The organism is Methylophaga sp. OBS4 (genome assembly GCF_026319305.1).
Taxonomy (GTDB): domain Bacteria; phylum Pseudomonadota; class Gammaproteobacteria; order Nitrosococcales; family Methylophagaceae; genus Methylophaga.
Window position 1 is genome coordinate 69,301 of the sequence record NZ_JAPDMV010000003.1, and the last position, 18,988, is coordinate 88,288.

The window sequence follows — 18,988 nt, forward strand, 5'->3', positions numbered from 1 at the left end:
GAAAAGTAATGAAGTTTAGTGAAAAATGGTTACGCGAATGGGTCAATCCTGAACTGGACACCACAGCCTTAGTGGAAAAACTGACTCAGGCCGGTCTGGAAGTGGATGCCGTTGAACCGGTTGCCGGTGAATTCAGTGGTGTGCTGGTCGGGCAGGTCAAATCCGTGGTGCCACATCCCGATGCCGATAAATTACGCCTCTGCCAGGTCGATGTAGCCGCTGATGAATTACTGGACATTGTCTGTGGCGCCGCTAATGTACGTGAAGGGCTGAAAATCCCGGTTGCGGTGATCGGTGCGGTTTTACCGGGCAATTTCAAGATTAAACAAGCCAAATTACGCGGCGTCCCCTCGTTTGGTATGTTGTGTTCGTCCAAAGAACTCGGTTTGGCTGAATCGGCTGACGGCCTGATGGAACTCGCTGATGATGCGCCGGTTGGGCAGGATTTTCGTCAATATCTGGATCTGGATGATAAATCGATTGATATTGATTTGACGCCTAACCGTAGTGATTGTCTTGGCGTGGCCGGTATCGCCCGTGAAGTGGGTGTCTTGACGTCTGAAGATGTGGCTCATGTCGACTGCGCCGAGGTGCCGGCAGCAGTAGACAGACAATTTACGGTCAATGTAGCAGCGCCCCAAGCCTGTCCGCGCTATCTCGGCCGGGTGATTGAAAACATCAAACCGCAAGCTGAAACACCACTGTGGATGCAGGAAAGACTGCGCCGTAGCGGCTTGCGCAGTCTGGGGCCGGTTGTTGATGTCACCAACTATGTGATGCTGGAATTGGGGCAGCCGATGCATGCCTTTGATCTGGATAAACTTAGCGGTGCTATTACTGTTCGACTGGCCAAAGCTGGCGAAAAATTAAGCCTGCTTGATGGACAGGAGATTGAAACTCAAGCTGATACCTTATTGATCACTGATGATAGCGGACCGCTGGCATTGGCCGGCATTATGGGCGGCGAAGGTTCCGGTGTGACCAGCGGTACCCAGAACCTGTTCCTGGAAGCCGCTTTTTTCAGCCCGGAAGCGATTGCCGGTAAAGCACGTGCTTATGGTTTACACACGGATTCTTCCCACCGTTTCGAGCGGGGAGTTGATCCGGAACTGACGATACTGGCGATGCAACGGGCAACCGCGCTGTTATTGGACATTGTTGGTGGCAAAGCCGGTCCGGTCACAGAAAAAACCAGTGCAGCTGATCTGCCGAAATCGGCGACCATTCACCTGCGTGCTGACAGAATCAAAAGAGTGTTGGGTCTTGAACTGGATGCACAACAAGTCACCGAGCAACTTACCCGTCTGGGTTTGATGCTGGATAAAGTGGCTGATGGCTGGCAGGTGAAAGTGCCCAGCTTCCGCTTTGATTTAGCAATTGAAGTTGATTTGATCGAAGAACTGGGCCGGCTTTATGGTTATGACAAACTGCCACAAACCCGGCCGCAGGGCACCGTGCTGACCTCACAGATTTCTGAGCACACCACCGATACTGAACGCCTGCAAACCTTGTTGGTAGACCGCGGTTATTTTGAGGCTATCACTTATAGTTTTGTTGATCCCAAACCCCAACAGTTGCTGGCCGAAAATGATTTGGCGCCTATCAAACTGGCTAATCCGATTTCAGCCGATTTATCTGTGATGCGCACTTCTTTGTGGCCGGGACTGGTTCAGGCGCTGGTCTACAATGCTAACCGTCAACACGAACGCGTACGTTTATTTGAGGTGGGCAGGGTATTCAAAGGCGACTTGAACCATATTGAACAGCATCGTCAGATTGGCGGTCTGATCTACGGCAATCGTTATCCGGAACAATGGTCTCAGCCACAACGTGAAGTGGATTTCTTTGATATCAAAGCTGATGTTGAGGCCTTACTCAGTGTAGGCGGTGGTGAGATCAACTTTAAGGCAGAGCAGCATTCAGCCTTACACCCGGGGCAATCTGCGCGCGTTTACAAGGGCGGGCAAGCAATTGGCTGGCTCGGCGCTTTACATCCAAAACTTAACAAACCCTTAGATATCAATGGTAAGGTGTATGTTTTTGAATTAAATCTTTCCGCTGTGTTGCAGGCTCAGGTGCCCGAATTTGAGGCATTATCCCGCTTTCCTGCGATTCGCCGTGATTTGGCTTTGCTGGTCGATGAGTCGGTCACAGCAGGACAAATTGAGCATTGCCTGCAAGGGATTGATTCTGATATTCTTAAGTCAATTCAACTGTTTGACGTCTATACTGGAGAAGGAGTCGAGCTTGGCAAGAAGAGTCTTGCCGTTGCTTTTCATCTCCAGCATGGCGAGCGCACATTGACTGATGAAGAAGTGGATGCACTTATGCAAACTGTGATCGTGACGTTAGAGCAGAATGTTGGTGCGGCTATAAGATCATAAGCTGTTAATAATAAAATAAGAATTCATAGAGGTACACATGGCACTGACTAAGGCCGACATGACGGAACAACTTTACGATGAACTAGGCTTTAACAAACGTGAAGCTAAAGAGCTGGTAGAAATGTTTTTCGAAGAAATCCGTACTGCATTAGAAAAAGGCGAACAGGTAAAGCTGTCCGGATTTGGCAATTTTGAACTCAGAGATAAAAGCGAGCGGCCTGGACGTAACCCTAAAACCGGCGAGGAAATTCCCATCACCGCACGACGGGTGGTGACGTTCCGTCCCGGACAAAAACTGAAAGCGAGGGTGGACGGTTATGTTGGAAGCGAGTAACAACAATGAATTGCCCCCGATCCCGGGCAAACGTTATTTCACTATTGGTGAAGTCAGTGAATTATGTGGCGTAAAACCCCACGTATTGCGTTACTGGGAACAGGAATTTTCTCAACTTAAACCGGTCAAGCGTCGCGGTAACCGACGCTATTATCAACGCCATGATGTGGTATTGATTCGTGAAATCCGTGGTTTGCTGTATGAACAGGGTTTCACTATTGGTGGTGCGCGCCAGCAGCTGGGTGCTGAAAACAAAGCAACCCCGACCACCAGTGCCGATCAAAAAGAACTGGTACGTGAATTGCTGAAAGAACTGGAAGATTTACGTACTTTGCTTAATTAAAGAAGCGTTCCGAGACAATAAAAAACCCGCAGCATTGCTATGTGCTGTGGGTTTTTTTATATCCAGGCCGAATTTCTATCTGTATCTTCCGGACTGAATTTCAAAACGTTATCAGCTCAGATAACAAACAAGTCCACAAACTCATGTACCGGCATTTCTGATAACCGCGCCTCATCCATACAGATATTGACTATGGCTTCCTGTTGTCTGGCCGGGAAACGGCGGGCAAGGTTGATTTTGAATTTCTTGACCAACTCGGGAATGCCTTCTTTACGGCGGCGGCGATGACCAATCGGGTATTCAACACTGATATTGTCCGACTGAGAGCCATCTTTGAAAAAGATCTGCACCGCATTGGCAATCGAGCGTTTTTCCGGATCGAGATAATCCTCGGTGTATGCTGGATTTTCCACACACTGCATTTTATCGCGTAAGGCATCAATGCGCGGATCGGCGGCTACATTATCTTCATAATCGGCGGCTGTCAGATTGCCCTTGAGCAAGCCTACCGCCGTCATATACTGGATGCAGTGATCGCGATCTGCCGGGTTGGCCAGCGGGCCCTGCTTGTCGATAATTCGAATAGCCGATTCGTGGGTAGTAATGGTGATTTTGTCGATCCGGGCGATTTTTTCCAGCGTATCCAGCCGGTCTCCAACCTGTGGATGCAGCTGAATCGCACACTCCACTGCTGTTTGGGCATGGAATTCGGCAGGAAAGGAGATTTTGAACAATACATTCTCCATGACATAACTGCTGTATTGGCGCTGGAAGGTAAAGGGGCGGCCCTTGAATAAAACATCATAGAACCCCCATGTTTTGGCAGTCAGCGCCGTGGGATATCCCATTTCTCCCTTCATCGTCATTAATGCGAGACGAACAGCACGACTGGTGGCATCGCCGGCCGCCCAGGATTTACGTGAACCGGTGTTGGGGCTGTGGCGATAGGTACGCAGGCTTTGTCCATCAATCCAGGCATTAGAGACTGCGTTGATAATATCTTCCCTGCTGCCGCCGAGCAGGCCGGTAACAACCGCAGTGGAGGCGACTTTGACCAGTACAACATGATCGAGTCCGACCCGGTTAAAGCTGTTTTCCAACGCCAAGACGCCTTGTATTTCATGGGCTTTGATCATTGCGATTAATACATCATGCATGGTGATAGCCGGGTGTTTGTCTGACCGGCGGTTGCGTGATAACCAGTCAGTGGTGGCCAGAATGCCGCCCAGATTGTCAGAAGGGTGGCCCCATTCGGCGGCGAGCCAAGTATCGTTAAAGTCCAGCCAGCGCACCATGGCGCCAATATTGAATGCAGCCAGAATCGGATCCAGCTGAAACTGGGTGCCGGGGATCTTACTGCCATTCGGCACCACGGTACCGGGTACAACCGGACCCAGCAATTTGGTACAAGCAGGATAGGAGAGGGCTTCCAGACCACAGCCCAGCGTATCCATCAAACAGTAACGCGCGGTATCCAGCGCTTCTTTGCTGGTGACCAGATAATCAGCCACATAATCAGCAATATCAACCAGTACCTGATCGGGATTCGGGCGCACATCAGAGATAGCAGACGACATAAATTTTCCTTTGAAACTGAAATAACGAGGGTCAGGCTCGTTCATTAATGGGGACAAACGGCCGATTTTCCGGTCCGTTATATTCGGCATTGGGACGAATGATCTTGTTGTCGATCCGCTGTTCGATAACATGGGCAGCCCAGCCGGTAATGCGCGAGATGACAAAAACAGGCGTAAAGAAACTGGTCGGGATACCCATCATGTGATAGCTGGACGCACTGTACCAGTCGAGGTTGGGAAACATTTTTTTCTCGCGCCACATCACTTGTTCAATGCGTTCGGAAATATTGAACAGGTTCATATTGCCGCCGTCTTCGCACAACCTGCGTGCGACTTCCTTAATGGCGACATTACGCGGATCGGAAATGGTGTAAACCGGGTGGCCGAAGCCGATAATGATTTCCTTGTTTGCCATCCGCCGCATGATGTCCATTTCGGCTTCATCCGGTGTCTGATAACGTTGAATGATTTCCATCGCAGCTTCATTGGCGCCGCCGTGTTTGGGGCCGCTCAAGGCGCCGATAGCGCCGGTGATGGCTGAATAGATATCTGCCAACGTGCCGGCAATCACACGCGCGGTGAAGGTTGAAGCATTGAACTCATGTTCCGCATACAACACCAGCGATTCATTCATCGCCGCCGTGTGCAGGGATGAGGGTGGTTTACCGTGTAACAGATGCAGAAAATGGGCCGCAATGGAATTGTCATCGGTTTCCAGTTCGATACGTTTACCGTTCAAGCTGAAGTGGTGCCAATAGAGCAGAATGGAACCAAAACAGGCAATCATGCGATCGGCGATATCACGCGCCCCCGCGGCTGAATGATCGGTGTTTTCAGTTTCTAAAGTGCCCAGCATCGAGCAGGCGGTTCGCATCACATCCATCGGATGGGCACTGGCGGGCAGTTGTTCCAGCACTACCTTGAGTGCATCGGGAATATGGCGCAGTGTCTTCAGTTTGGCGTGATAGGCGGCCAGTTCCGCCTGATTGGGCAGATGCTCATGAATGAGCAAATACGCCACTTCTTCAAATGTGGCTTTAGCAGCCAGTTCCAGGATGTCATAGCCGCGATAATGTAGATCATTACCACTGTGGCCGACAGTACAAATAGCGGTGGTACCGGCGGCGACGCCTGCCAGCGCCACCCCTTTTTTCTTTTTTTGAACTTCACTCATGGTTCTCTCCTGAACAGTTCTTTACTGTTATTCAATAGCTTTGAGCGGCTGTTATGACTTATTGTTGTTAGCTGCTTTTTTCGTCGTTGAACAATTGATCCAGCTTGGTCTCAAACGCGTGGTAATCAAGATAGTCATAGAGTTCTTCACGTGTTTGCATCAAATCAATCACTTGTTTTTGCGTGCCGTGTTCACGCACTGACTGATAAACATTCAACGCCGCCTGATTCATGGCGCGGAAGGCGGACAGGGGATACAACACCAAGCTGACATTATGTGCCGCCAGTTCGGCAACGGTGAACAAAGGCGTACTGCCGAACTCGGTAATATTGGCTAGTACCGGCACCTGCACTGCTTCGGCAAACTGCCGGTACATGGATAATTCCGTCATGGCTTCCGGGAAGATCATGTCCGCCCCGGCTTCCACACAGGCACAGGCCCGATCTATCGCGGACTGCAAACCTTCAACCGCCAAAGCATCGGTACGTGCCATGATCACAAAATCATCATCAGTTTTGGCATCAACGGCGGCTTTAACGCGATCGACCATTTCAGCCTGGCTGACAATCGCCTTATTAGGACGGTGCCCACAGCGTTTGTTTTGTATCTGATCTTCGATATGCACGGCACCGGCGCCGGCTTTGATCATGGATTTAATGCTGCGGGCGATATTAAAGGCACCACCGAAGCCGGTATCAATATCAACCAGCACCGGCAGGTCGGTCACATTGGTAATGCGTTCCACATCAGTGAGCACATCCGACAGGGTAGTAATCCCCAGATCGGGCACACCGAGTGATCCGGCTGCCACGCCACCCCCTGAAACATAAAGAGCTTTGTACCCCACCCGGTCAGCCAAACGGGCATGATAGGCATTAATGGCGCCGATAACCTGCAACGGCTGCTCTTCTTTCACTGCCTGACGAAAACGCGCGCCGGCGGATAATAGTTTGCTCATGGGGGTTCCTTCTAAAAAAATGCCTGTTCCGCTTTTTCAGGCAATGCCACGCCGGTTTTTTTGGCTGTTTGTAACAATTCCCAGAAATAACGGTAGGTAGCACGATCGTGTAATTCGCCTTCGTACTGTAACGGTCCCCAATCTGCTTGTTGCGCCGCCAACAGGATATTAGCCGCATCAAGCACTTCGCTATAGTCAGGTTTCATTGCATCAACAATGGCTGTGATCTGGGTCGGATAGATACTCCACATCCGCATAAAACCGAATTCATGGCGGGCCCGATAAGCATCGGCGTAGGTGATTTCAGTGTTTTTCAGATCCAGCGTGACGTTATGGGCGGGGACCACGCCGTTAGCCAGAGCTGCCGCGACAACTTCGGTTTTGGCCCGTGCCAGCAGGCGGTGCTCAAACTGTCCCGGACTACGCATGGCAGAGGCGGCGATAGCGCCATGATGACCACTGACAAAATCCATCAGGCCGAAATCGAGCACCTGTAACCAGGGCAGGGCAGCAATTTCAAAAACATCACGCAGCGCGCCATGAGTTTCTATCAGCACATGGACAGGGATTTCACGGCTGATCCCGTTATCTCTGGCCACCTGCTGAATATAGGCAATCATTTTGGCTGCCTGCGCTGCTTTGGTCACTTTCGGAATGGTGATATAGCTGATGATGTTGCCCAGCCCTGCGACCAGGATATCGACATCCTGACGCCACGCATAATGGGTATAGTCATGAATACGGGCACCGGCCATTTTGTGTTTATTGGCTTGTGAATCGAGTACACGAACAATCATTTCTGCATGTTCGCGCTCGGCCCCGGCTGCTGCGCCATCTTCACAATCACAGGTGATATCAAAAATCGGCCCCAGTGTATCCTGCAGCGATAAGGCTTTCAGGATAAGTTTTTCGCTGCCGGCAAAATGCTCACAGCTGGGAATAATCGGAAAGGCTTGTTCATCGTCAAACAGAGCTTCGCTCGGGTGAGTCTGGCTGGTCATTTTGAATCCTTAAATTATCAATTTGTCTTGCGCGGCATTAACACGGTGTAGTCCAGATCAAGGACAACATTAGGGTGATATTCCTGTTTAGCTGGCGACGTTATATGGCTGGATTCCAGACTCTCGGCTGTCTGGTTCTTGATGCCGACCATACGCAGACGCAGCGCACCAATGTCCTGGCGGCCGGGGATGGGCCATTTTTCCAGCACTTCGCTCCAGCAGTAAAAAGTGTCGCCGCCGAAACTGGGGTTGGCATGAGTGCCGGCATTGATAGCGGCAATGGAAATGGCATTTTCCAGCCCGTCATAACTCAAGGCACGGCAGACCGAAATAACATGGCCGCCATACATCAAGCGTCTGCCGAATCTGGTTTGTTTCATCGCCAAATCATCGAAGTGCAGTTTGGCATTGTTCTGATACAGTTTGGTTGCCAGCGTGTGATCGCTGTCGTCTACCGTCATACCGGCAGGATGATTGATACGTTGACCTTCGACATAGTCGTCCCACAAGCGATCTGAACCGGTAGTTGTGGTGTCAAAGTCCCTGGCATCCAACTCTGCCGGAATGGTCAGGTCTGCCACTGCGACTACACTGGCCAGCGCCGGAATAACTTCCTGCGGCGCCGGTGCCTGGCTATCACGTTTATGCACCATGACCCAGCGTACCCAGGACAACACTTCTTTATTATTCTGGTTCAACGACACTGAACGGACATAAACGATGCCGGTTTTTTTGCTGGCGTTTTCCTTGAGACCTATCACCGTGGTTTTGGTGGTGAGCGTATCGCCGGCATAAACAGGCTGGCTGAAGGTAACCTCGGCATACCCCAGATTGGCGACGGCATTGACGGAAATATCCGGCACGCTCTTGCCAAAGGCAATATGGAAGGTCATCAGATCATCGATAGTTTTATCGGCAAAACCCAAAGAGTGCGCCACCGGCTGTGCGCAGTGAATAATATGGCGTGAGCCAGTCAAAGCAATATATAAAGCCGCATCGCCATCGGTGATAGTGCGGGGTGTGGCATGCAGAATTTCTTCACCCAGCGTGAAATCTTCAAAAAATCGTCCGTGGTTGATATGCTGATCAGTCATTGTCCAGCTCCAGTTGCGTGATCATTTCACTCAGATTGAGAAACCGTTTAGCGGCGGTGACATGGTGATGTTCCACCAGTTTGCCGTTAACCAGAACCGTCCCGCGTCCGGCGGCATTAGCCGCACTTAGGGCTGCAATAATTTCTTTAGCGCTTTCCACTTCCACCGGTTTAGGCGTGTAGGCATCATTGGCATAAGGCAACTGGAAAGGGTGGACTAACGATTTGCCGTCAAAGCCCATATCACGCCCGATGCGGCAGGCAAATTCAAAAGCCTGCATATCTTTCAGATCACTGTTTATACCATCAATCACGGCTCTACCATAAGCACGCGCCGCTAATACCACCCATGACAGGCTGGTGCGAATGGCCGTCCTTTCCAGTGTTGTTCTGGCATGCAAATCAGAGATTAAGTCCGAGGTGGCCAGCACCATGCAGGCGATACGGTCGGACGCTTTGGCGATTTCTTCGGCATGTAATACAGCAAGCGGACTTTCTATCATGACCATGATTGGTGTGTCGTGAGCGCCACTTTCATCCAGAGCTGAAATGGCATTCATCACATCATCATGGTTTTCGATATTAGAAAACAAAATGGCGTCAGCACCGAGTCCGGCAACCGCACGTACATCGTCATAACCCCATTCAGAATCCAGATCGTTAACCCGTACGACAACTTCACGCTGACCGTAGCCGCCCTGTTTAAGCGCTGCGACAACATTATCCCGGGATGTTTCCTTGGCGGAGAGCAAAATCGGCGCTCCGAGATCCAGAATGATCGAGTCAACCTGCAAACTGCGCGCTTTTTCCAGGTAATGCTGGTTGCAACCAGGCACATACAGCATGGAACGGCGTGGCCGGAAATAATTATTCATACGGCTCCTCATATTTATCGTCAGCGTGTTGAACCTGACCTTGATATTGATTCTATGTCAGTCACTTTTAAAGTGTCAACATTTATCTTATGTCTTATATAAGATATAAAACACTAGACAATTATTTTTATCTGCGATAAATTAATAATCACATTGTCTATCGGCTTATGGAGAGTGTTATAGGGAAGTTTACGATGCGTAGTTTGAGTATAAATGGATGTGGTATTTCAGCAGAGAAATAGTTTTTTGGTTTTTGTATCTTATATAAGACTGAATTTGTTAGGCTAGAAGCTGAATGAAATTTAGGAAGGAAAATGAGTAACCCGATAACAGCACCCGTTTTTAAACCGCTTTATGAGCAAATCAAGGTGTTTCTGACCCAGAGCCTGATAGCCGGTGAGTGGAAACCCGGCGAAAGTATTCCCAGTGAAATGGAGCTGGCAGCCCGTTTCAACGTGAGTCAGGGCACGGTTCGCAAAGCGATTGATGCACTGGCGATGGAAAATATTCTGGTCAGACGCCAGGGTAAAGGCACGTTTGTGGCGACCCATAAAGAAGAACAAAGCAAATTACGCTTTTTGCGACTGACCTCGGCCGATGGCAGCAAAGAATTGCTGGAAAACGAACTTATCGAATGTAAACGGCTGAAAGCGACAGCCGAGATTGCCAAGCTGACCGGCCTGAAAAAAGGCACGTCGGTGATCGAAATCAAACGCCTGCTGACCTTTTCCAAACGGCCGGTGATTATCGATTACATCATCGTGCAATCGAAAGCCTTTCGTGGTTTGAACGGCAGCAAAATTAATGAACATAACGGCTCTTTGTACAGCATGTACGAGACTTTATACGGTGTGCCGATGGTACGGGCCGAAGAAAAATTGACCGCTGTTGCAGCCGACGACGAACAGGCGCAATTACTGAACATCAAAGCAGGGTTTCCTTTACTTCGCATTGAGCGTGTTGCTTATACCTACGAAGATAAACCGATGGAATGGCGAGTGGGACTGTGTGTGACTGATGATCATCACTATATGAACGAACTGGAGTAAACCGTGAACGATAGCCAATCCCAGCAGCCGACTTTCCAGCAACAAGCACTTGATTACCATGAGTTCCCGCGTCCGGGCAAACTCAGTGTCGAATCCAGCAAACCCTGTGCAACTGCAGCCGAGTTGTCACTGACTTACACGCCCGGTGTTGCGGAACCGGTCAGAGCGATTCATCAGGATCCTGATACGGCATACCGATACACCAATAAAGGCAACCTGGTTGCCGTCATCACCGATGGCACGGCTGTACTGGGTCTGGGCAACGTCGGTTCACTGGCCAGTAAGCCGGTGATGGAAGGCAAAGCCGTATTGTTCAAACGTTTTGCAGATATCGACGTTTTTGATATCGAAGTCACTGCGCCCAGCGTTGAAAGTTTTATCGAAACCGTGGTCAATATCGCGCCCACTTTTGGCGGTATTAACCTTGAGGATATTGCCGCACCACATTGTTTCCGTATCGAGCGTGAACTGCGTGAGCGATTGAATATTCCCGTTTTTCATGATGATCAGCACGGTACCGCAGTGGTGATTTGTGCCGGGCTTATCAATGCGCTGGCATTACAGGACAAACAACTGGCGCAGTCAAAAATCGTCTTTCTCGGCGCCGGCGCCGCCGGTATGGCAACAGCAAGACTGTTGAAAGCCATGGGCGCGCAGGATATTACCCTGGTGAATAAAACCGGTGTCTTACACACGGAACGGGAGGATGTCAGCGAGGATATGCAGGATTTACTCAGAGATACGGATGACCGGACCCTGGCTGATGCCATGCAGGATGCTGATGTGTTTATCGGCGTGTCAGCGGCTAATGCTTTGGCGCCGGAGTTGTTGAAAAAAATGGCGGTAAACCCGGTGGTGTTTGCCCTGGCAAATCCTGATCCGGAAATTCTGCCGTCGCTGGCTTATGCAGTTCGTGATGATTTGGTGATGGCAACCGGGCGTTCCGACTTTCCCAATCAGGTGAATAACGCATTGTGTTTCCCTTATCTGTTCCGCGGGGCGCTGGATGCCAAGGCGCCGCAAATCACACAAAATATGCAGATTGCCGCTGCCCATGCCTTAGCGGAGTTAGCCAGAGAACCTGTGCCTGAGTCGGTGCTGGAAGCTTATGACGTTGAAGAAATGTCTTTCGGCAAAGATTACATTATTCCCAAACCCTTTGATCCGAGACTGCTCAAGTATGTCTCCGAGGCGGTTGCCGCCGCCAGTATTGAAGAGAGAAAAAATCAGCGCGTCGAACTTGCCTAGAAGGGGAGGCTATCCGCATAACGCTGAACTGTGTTGCGGAAATGGATGGTAGCCATCCAGAGCATAAAAAGAGGGGAAGAATCATGGACCATCGCAACAACCAGTATGCTGAACCGTATGCAGATGTGGATTTCTGCCGGGTGTTTAATTCAAGTGTACTGGGAGATTTTTGGCCGGGGATACAGCTTTATTATCCGCCGGTGAAATATTCGCCGCAGTCGGGGATCTATGAAGATCTGGAAGCGGCGTCACAGCGCATGAAAAAACATGCTTACCAGACTAATGCCCACACGTTGATCTTCGATCTCGAGGATGGCTGCCGTCAGAAAACCATGAGCCGGACCCTGCTGCGCCAGGAATTGCCCGGTCTGCGCCAACACAACAAAGACGTCACTATCGCGATCAGAGTCAATCCTTTCCGTACCCATGAATACGAAAAGGATATGCAACTGGTGCGGGAGATGGGCGATTGTATCGATGTGGTGATGCTGGCTAAGGCCGGCGAAGCTTACGGGGCGCCGGAAGTGCGGGATCTGTCCAACCTGCTGGTGAGCATCAATAACAAAATTACGATTCAGCCGATTATCGAGCATCCGAAATCTTTGAAGATTGCGCCGGATCTGATGCAGTATTCGACGGTCAAACACGTGGTATTCGGGATCCATGATTTCTCCAAAGCCATGGGCATACACATCACGCCGGAGCATTGGACTGAAGAGCTGAAACATTTTCTGTATCAGATTATGTTTGAGGCGCGGATTGCCGGTAAAGGGGTAATCGGCGGGGTAGAAACGCTGATCGGTTCTTCCAGCATGCCGGACAAGTTTCTCGAGCCCAATGATGTGCGCCGCTGGCTGGATCTGCACGGTGAGGAAGAGTCACGCATTGTATACAAACATGCCTGTGAAGAGTCTGCCCTGGGTTTGACCGGAAAACAGGTGATTCACCCCGGCCATATCCATTTATGCAAAGTTGCCTACACACCTTCACCTACCGATATTAATCAGAAGATCAGCATCCTGAAAGCGGCGATAGAAGCCGATGCCCTGCTGGGCGGTGCGATTCGATTTGATGGCGAAATGCTGGATCCGCCTATGTTCGGTAAGGCGCTGCAAACCTTGTTACGTGCCAATGCGCTGCACGCACTTAACGAAGAAGACCGCAGTTTTGCCATGCAAGTGCTGCAATTGATGCCTACACAGGTTATCCGTGAAAACTGGCCTTATGGAGCCATTTTATGAGAAATTTACCGCCTTTCCCGCATTGGCACTGGCAGGTGCCCAGTCATTTTAATATTGGTGTGGCCTGTACAGACAGGCACCTCGGTACGCTGGTGGGTAAATCCATCGCGATGATTGTCGAAGATGATGAACTGGGCACGGATGAAATTAGCTTTGCACAACTATCCAGGCGAACCAACCAGTTTGCCCAGGTTCTGAGAAACGAAGACATTGAATCCGGCGAAAGGGTGCTGATCCGTCTGCCCAATTGTCTGGATTATCCGATTGCCTTTTTGGGTGCAATGAAGCTGGGGGCGATTTCAGTACCGACTTCAACATTGCTCACGGTGGAAGAAGTGCTTTATCTGGCGCGGGATTCTGCTGCCAAAGTGCTGGTCACTGATAAAGCGATGTGGAGCAAGCTGAAAGATCATGTAGCTGATTGCCCGCAACTAAAACTGGTGCTGCTTTCCGGTCCCGGCCAGGTTGAGGAGGATGATGTGCCAGGCATGAAAGTGCTGGATCTGACTGACAGCCTGCAACAGATCGAGACCTGGCAGCCACCGAAACAGACGGCCGCCGATGATCCGGCTTATCTGGTTTACACCTCCGGCACCACCGGTTATCCCAAGGGGGTGTTGCATGCCCATCGCGCCATGATAGGGCGTACCCCGGCTTCCACCTACTGGTTTGACTTTTCCGAGAGCAAACAGGACCGTATTCTGCATTCGGGCAAGTTCAACTGGACCTATGTGCTGGGTTCAGGCCTGATGGATCCGCTTTACCTGGGCAAAACCGTGATTGTGCATGAAGGTAAAAACGATGCTACGCTGTGGCCCAGACTGATTGCCAAACATGAGGCAAGCATTTTTATCGGGGTGCCCACCATTTACCGGCAAATTCTGCAAAAAACTGATTTCAGCAAAACAGATGTGCCCAGCCTGCGTCACTGTATGAGTGCGGGTGAGCATTTGTCTGACGAAGTGCTGCAACTGTGGCGTGAACGCTTTGCCATTGATATTTACGAAGCGGTCGGTATGTCGGAGTTTTCCTACTATCTGTGCGAAACCAAGTCACGTCCGATTCGTCCCGGCTCGGCGGGTTTCCCGCAACCGGGCCATGATATCCAACTGCTGGACCCGGAAACGCTAAAGCCGGTAGCTGTCGGTGAAGAGGGTATGATTTGCGTGCCGGAAAATGATCCGGGCCTGTTTCTGGAATACTGGAACCTGCCGGAAGAAACGGCCAAACTGAAACATGATGGCTGGTTTTTCACCGGTGATTATGCCCGTTATGATAAAGACGGTTATCTTTGGTTTCTGGGGCGTAAGGACGACATTATCAAGAGTTTTGGTTACCGGGTCTCACCCTATGAAATCGAGCGGGTATTCAAGTCTCATCCGGCGGTGAGTGACTGTGCGGCAGTGGGCGAAGAAATTGATAAAGACAAGATTCTGGTGGTGACCTATGTCATTTTGCAGGAGCATCAGCAGGTGACAGCCGACGAATTACAGGCATTTGGCAAGCAGCATCTGGCAGCATACAAAGCCCCTAAGATTGTCTATATCGCTAAAGAGTTTCCCCGCACCAAAAACGGCAAAATCCTGCGGCGGGAAGTCAGCCCTGATATTGCGATAGCAAGATCTGGCACATGATCTAGAGTCTTTGGCAAATGGCCTGTTTATGAAACGAAGTGAACCACAGCAGAACACACAGGTCCGCAATGTGTTTTTTGTATCGGATCGGACCGGTTTGACCGCAGAAACTTACGGTAAGAGTTTGCTGGCCCAGTTTCCGGATCTGGAATTTGTGACCGTGACACTGGCCTTTGTCGATACCACTGAAAAAGCCCTGCAAGCCCGTGAGCAAATCAATGAAGTGAGCCTGAAATCATCGCTGAAACCGGTGGTATTCAGCACTTTGGTCGATGACAACGAGCAATATATTATCGAGAGCAGTCAGGCCTGTGTTATCAATCTGTTTCATACTTTTGTCGGGCCGCTGGAAAACTGTTTTGAAATGGAGTCGGCCCACAGGCAGGGCTTGTCACGCACCGTATTCGGCGATGAAGGTTACTTGAGGCGGCTCGATGCCATTGACTATTCCTTGACTCATGATGATGGGTTGTTGCCGGATCAATACCAGGAAGCAGACGTTATTCTGGTCGGCGTTTCACGTTGTGGCAAAACCCCGACCAGCCTGTATCTGGCCATGAACTTTTCGCTCAAGGTCAGCAATTATCCCTTGACCGGCGAAGATCTGGAGGCGGAAACCCTGCCGGCATTTTTGCTGGAGCAGCAGCACAAGCTGGTTGGGCTTACGATCAAGGCCGTGCCGTTGAGCCGGATCCGGCACAAGCGGCGTCCCGACAGCGATTATGCGTCATTACAGGTTTGTCAGCACGAACTGGAAAAAGCACGGGCTTTGTTTGAGAAAAGTGCGGTACCGATTTTTGATACCACCAATACCTCTATAGAAGAAATCGCGGGTCAGGTCGTCAAAACGCTGGGCGTTGGCCGCGAAAGAAGCGGTATGGTTTGATGCTGCCGAGATGTATGGTATATCCGCAGATTTCGCCGATTAACGCAGATTTTAATAAAGATAAAGGCTTGTTTTTAATCTGCGTTAATCGGCGAAATCTGCGGATAAAATATTTTCCGTGTTGGCCATGCCTTTCGTGAGTCATTTATAAAAGGGTAAAACCATGACTGAATATGTTGTTCCGCTGGATGAATTGAATATGCAAGACGTCGGCAGGGTCGGCGGTAAAAATGCATCCTTGGGAGAAATGCTGCAAAACCTGGCACCGCTGGGTGTTACGGTACCCGGCGGTTTTGCCACTACGGCAGATGCTTATCGCGAGTTTCTGCTGCATGATGGTTTGCAACACAAAATTAACCGGCGATTACGCGACCTGGATATCGCTGATGTCAGTGCCTTGCAGGCAGCAGGCACCGAGATCAGGCAGTGGATCCTCAATATTCCCTTTCCTCAGCAGATGGAAGCAGCGATTGATGAAGCTTATGCCGGTCTGGAAAAACAATATGGCACAGAAACCAGTTGGGCTGTTCGTTCCTCTGCTACAGCGGAAGATTTGCCTGATGCGTCATTTGCCGGGCAACAGGAAACATTTCTGAATATCTCTGGCCTCGACAATATTAAAACCGCCATCCGCGAAGTGTTTGCTTCTTTGTTTAATGATCGGGCCATCGCTTATCGTGAGCATCAGGGCTTTGTACACAGCGAAGTAGCGCTGTCAGCCGCTGTTCAGAAAATGGTGCGCTCCGATATCGCCAGTGCCGGTGTGGCATTTACGCTTGATACCGAAAGCGGTTTTCGTGATGTGGTGTTTATTACCGGCAGTTACGGTCTGGGTGAGCTGGTGGTGCAGGGCGCGGTCAATCCGGATGAGTTTTATATTCATAAAAACACGCTGGAAGCAGGGCGTCCGGCGGTGCTGAGACGTACCCTGGGGCATAAAGCTATCCAGATGATTTATTCCGGTGAGGCCGGGCAGCCGGTCAAAACAGTCAATGTCGGCGCGGAAGAGCGCCTGCACTTCTGCCTGACCGATCAAGAAGTCGAATCATTGGCGCAAATGGCGATAACCATAGAAAAACATTATCAGCGTCCTATGGATATCGAATGGGCTAAAGACGGTAACGATGGTCAGATCTATATCGTGCAGGCCCGGCCGGAGACCGTACAGAGCCGCAACAAAAATGTCACTGAACATTTTGTATTAAAGGAAAAAAGTACCGTGCTTGCCACCGGCCGATCCATCGGCAGAAAAATCGGCAGTGGCAAAGTACGGATTCTCAACAGTCTGGAACAAATGGGGAAATTTGAGGCCGGTGATGTGTTACTGACCGATATGACCGACCCGGACTGGGAACCTATTATGAAAAAGGCTGCCGCGATTATCACCAACCGCGGCGGCAGAACCTGTCATGCGGCGATTATCGCCAGAGAGCTGGGCATACCGGCGGTAGTGGGCTGCGGGGATGCGACCGAAAAAGTCGCTGACGGTAGCGAAGTGACAGTGTCCTGCGCCCAGGGGGAGGCGGGTTATATCTATGCCGGCTTGCTCGATTATGAGCACCGGGTGGAAACACTGGAGCGGATGCCGGAGCTGCCGGTCAAAATCATGATGAATGTCGGCAATCCGGATCGGGCCTTCAGTTTTGCCCAATTGCCACATCAAGGTGTCGGGCTGGCGCGGCTGGAATTCATCATCAATAATATGATTGGCATTCACCCTAAAGCACTGATGGCTGCCGAACAAATGGATGATGAAGTCCAGCAGATCATCTATGAAAAAACCACGGCTTACGGCGATCCGGTCGAATTCTACATCAGCCGTATTGCTGAAGGTGTGTCCAGCATCGCCGCGGCGTTTTATCCCGAGCCGGTCATTGTTCGCATGTCGGATTTTAAATCCAATGAATACGCCAATCTGGTCGGCGGCGCTCAGTTTGAACCGCGCGAAGAAAACCCGATGATTGGTTTCCGGGGTGCTTCCCGTTACAAGTCCCCCGAGTTTGAGGAATGTTTCAAGCTGGAATGTGAAGCGATGAAACGGGTGCGTGATGAAATGGGCCTGACTAACGTCGAAATCATGATTCCGTTTGTGCGCTCTTTGGGCGAGGCAGAAGCGGTGGTTAAGATTTTGAAACAAAATGGTCTGGAGCGGGGCAAAAATGGCCTGCGTCTGATCATGATGTGTGAGCTGCCTTCCAACGCTGTACTGGCTAAAGACTTCTTGCAGTATTTTGATGGCTTCTCGATTGGCTCGAATGATATGACCCAACTCACGCTGGGGCTGGACAGAGATTCAGCGCTGGTCGCCAGTGCATTTGACGAGCGGGATCCTGCCGTGCTGGCGATGCTGGATATGGCGATTACAGCTTGTCGCGAGGCCGGGAAATATGTGGGGATTTGCGGGCAGGGGCCATCGGATCACCCCGATCTGGCCAAATGGCTGCTGGAACGGGGGATCAGCAGTATTTCCCTGAATCCGGATACCGTGGTCAGTACTTGGCAGGCGCTTGCTGACGAGCAGCAATGACTGTAAATCAAAATACGCACTTTTAATTATGAACTGAATGGTCCATAATTTATTTATGAGTACAGGCAGACCCCGACAATTTGATACCGATAAGGCAATGTCCCAAGCAACCCTTCAGTTCTGGCATGGAGGGTATGCGGCGACGTCATTGCAGGACTTGCTCAATTGCATGCATCTTTCCAAGAGCAGTCTTTACCAGAGCTTTGGTAATAAGGAGCAGTTATTCGTCCGTTGCCTCGAACATTATCAGCAACAACTGGGTGAAGACCTGACGAAACAGTTGCAACAAACAGGCTCAGGCCTGGGATTTATCCGTGACTTACTTGCTTCGGTGACAGCCGAAGCATCCAGTGCTCAACGCAAGGGCTGTCTGCTGGTCAATACCGCCAATGAAACCGCCTGTCGCCAACCCGCTATTGCACAAGCCGTCAATCGCGGTTTCGGCACGATCCGTTCGGTCATTACGCAAGCACTAATACGGGCCAGGGAGCAGGGTGAACTGGCTGTTGATAGTGATGTTGAACAATTAAGTGATTTTCTTGTTTCCGGCATCAGTGGACTCAGGACCATGGTCAAGGCCGGCATGGATAAGGAGAAGCTGGATAAGGTGGCGGCTATGTTACTAGCCACATTGAAATAATTTTTTTGTCCAAATATGGACCAA

General features: G+C 50.6%; 16 protein-coding genes. 10 read left to right on the plus strand and 6 right to left on the minus strand.

The window, feature by feature from the left end; all coding sequences use genetic code 11:
• Positions 1-8 precede the first annotated feature (8 nt).
• The 3 genes from pheT to OMP95_RS01410 are packed head-to-tail and all read left to right on the plus strand — an operon-like array spanning position 9 to position 3,061.
• Complete coding sequence (gene pheT, locus OMP95_RS01400) at positions 9-2,384, plus strand: phenylalanine--tRNA ligase subunit beta (protein ID WP_266325150.1); 2,376 nt, start codon at positions 9-11, stop codon at positions 2,382-2,384.
• A gap of 37 nt (positions 2,385-2,421) precedes the next feature.
• Complete coding sequence (ihfA, locus tag OMP95_RS01405) at positions 2,422-2,718, plus strand: integration host factor subunit alpha (protein ID WP_266325152.1); 297 nt, start codon at positions 2,422-2,424, stop codon at positions 2,716-2,718.
• Positions 2,702-3,061, plus strand: coding sequence for a MerR family transcriptional regulator (locus tag OMP95_RS01410; protein WP_266325154.1), 360 nt, complete (start codon positions 2,702-2,704; stop codon positions 3,059-3,061). The genes ihfA and OMP95_RS01410 overlap by 17 nt, the downstream gene beginning before the upstream one ends.
• 116 nt (positions 3,062-3,177) lie before the next feature.
• Here the strand turns inward: OMP95_RS01410 and OMP95_RS01415 are convergent, their stop codons facing one another.
• The 6 genes from OMP95_RS01415 to OMP95_RS01440 form a co-directional block, all read right to left on the minus strand.
• On the minus strand, positions 3,178-4,638 hold the full coding sequence (locus tag OMP95_RS01415; protein ID WP_266325156.1) for a bifunctional 2-methylcitrate dehydratase/aconitate hydratase: 1,461 nt from the start codon (positions 4,636-4,638) through the stop codon (positions 3,178-3,180).
• 31 nt (positions 4,639-4,669) lie between these two features.
• Positions 4,670-5,812 carry a 2-methylcitrate synthase gene (gene prpC, locus OMP95_RS01420; RefSeq protein ID WP_266325158.1) on the minus strand — a complete coding sequence of 381 codons (1,143 nt, stop codon included), beginning with the start codon at positions 5,810-5,812 and terminating at the stop codon, positions 4,670-4,672.
• Positions 5,813-5,879: 67 nt separating this feature from the next.
• Positions 5,880-6,770 (minus strand): methylisocitrate lyase, encoded by an 891-nt coding sequence (prpB, locus tag OMP95_RS01425; RefSeq protein WP_266325160.1) that lies wholly within the window; start codon positions 6,768-6,770, stop codon positions 5,880-5,882.
• An 11-nt stretch (positions 6,771-6,781) separates the two neighbouring features.
• Complete coding sequence (locus OMP95_RS01430; protein WP_266325162.1) at positions 6,782-7,771, minus strand: HpcH/HpaI aldolase/citrate lyase family protein; 990 nt, start codon at positions 7,769-7,771, stop codon at positions 6,782-6,784.
• Between the two features lie 17 nt (positions 7,772-7,788).
• Positions 7,789-8,865 (minus strand): MaoC family dehydratase, encoded by a 1,077-nt coding sequence (locus OMP95_RS01435; protein WP_266325164.1) that lies wholly within the window; start codon positions 8,863-8,865, stop codon positions 7,789-7,791.
• Positions 8,858-9,739 carry an HpcH/HpaI aldolase/citrate lyase family protein gene (locus tag OMP95_RS01440; RefSeq protein ID WP_266325166.1) on the minus strand — a complete coding sequence of 294 codons (882 nt, stop codon included), beginning with the start codon at positions 9,737-9,739 and terminating at the stop codon, positions 8,858-8,860. The genes OMP95_RS01435 and OMP95_RS01440 overlap by 8 nt, the downstream gene beginning before the upstream one ends.
• A gap of 314 nt (positions 9,740-10,053) precedes the next feature.
• On the opposite strand from OMP95_RS01440, the gene OMP95_RS01445 reads away from it, so the two are divergent.
• From OMP95_RS01445 to OMP95_RS01475, 7 genes are all read left to right on the plus strand, one after another.
• Positions 10,054-10,788 carry a GntR family transcriptional regulator gene (locus OMP95_RS01445; protein WP_266325168.1) on the plus strand — a complete coding sequence of 245 codons (735 nt, stop codon included), beginning with the start codon at positions 10,054-10,056 and terminating at the stop codon, positions 10,786-10,788.
• Between the two features lie 3 nt (positions 10,789-10,791).
• The gene (locus OMP95_RS01450; protein ID WP_266325170.1) at positions 10,792-12,036 is read left to right on the plus strand and encodes a malic enzyme-like NAD(P)-binding protein; all 1,245 of its coding nucleotides are present in this window, start codon (positions 10,792-10,794) and stop codon (positions 12,034-12,036) included.
• Positions 12,037-12,119: 83 nt separating this feature from the next.
• A complete protein-coding gene (locus OMP95_RS01455) occupies positions 12,120-13,277 on the plus strand; it encodes an HpcH/HpaI aldolase/citrate lyase family protein (RefSeq protein WP_266325172.1) in 1,158 nt (385 codons plus the stop codon).
• Positions 13,274-14,911, plus strand: a complete 1,638-nt coding sequence (locus OMP95_RS01460) for an acyl-CoA synthetase (protein WP_266325174.1) — start codon at positions 13,274-13,276, stop codon at positions 14,909-14,911. The genes OMP95_RS01455 and OMP95_RS01460 overlap by 4 nt, the downstream gene beginning before the upstream one ends.
• 28 nt (positions 14,912-14,939) lie before the next feature.
• Positions 14,940-15,797 (plus strand): pyruvate, water dikinase regulatory protein, encoded by an 858-nt coding sequence (locus tag OMP95_RS01465; RefSeq protein WP_266325176.1) that lies wholly within the window; start codon positions 14,940-14,942, stop codon positions 15,795-15,797.
• A gap of 163 nt (positions 15,798-15,960) precedes the next feature.
• Positions 15,961-18,324 carry a phosphoenolpyruvate synthase gene (gene ppsA / locus OMP95_RS01470; protein ID WP_266325178.1) on the plus strand — a complete coding sequence of 788 codons (2,364 nt, stop codon included), beginning with the start codon at positions 15,961-15,963 and terminating at the stop codon, positions 18,322-18,324.
• A gap of 55 nt (positions 18,325-18,379) precedes the next feature.
• A complete protein-coding gene (locus OMP95_RS01475; RefSeq protein ID WP_266325180.1) occupies positions 18,380-18,964 on the plus strand; it encodes a TetR/AcrR family transcriptional regulator in 585 nt (194 codons plus the stop codon).
• Positions 18,965-18,988 lie beyond the last annotated feature (24 nt).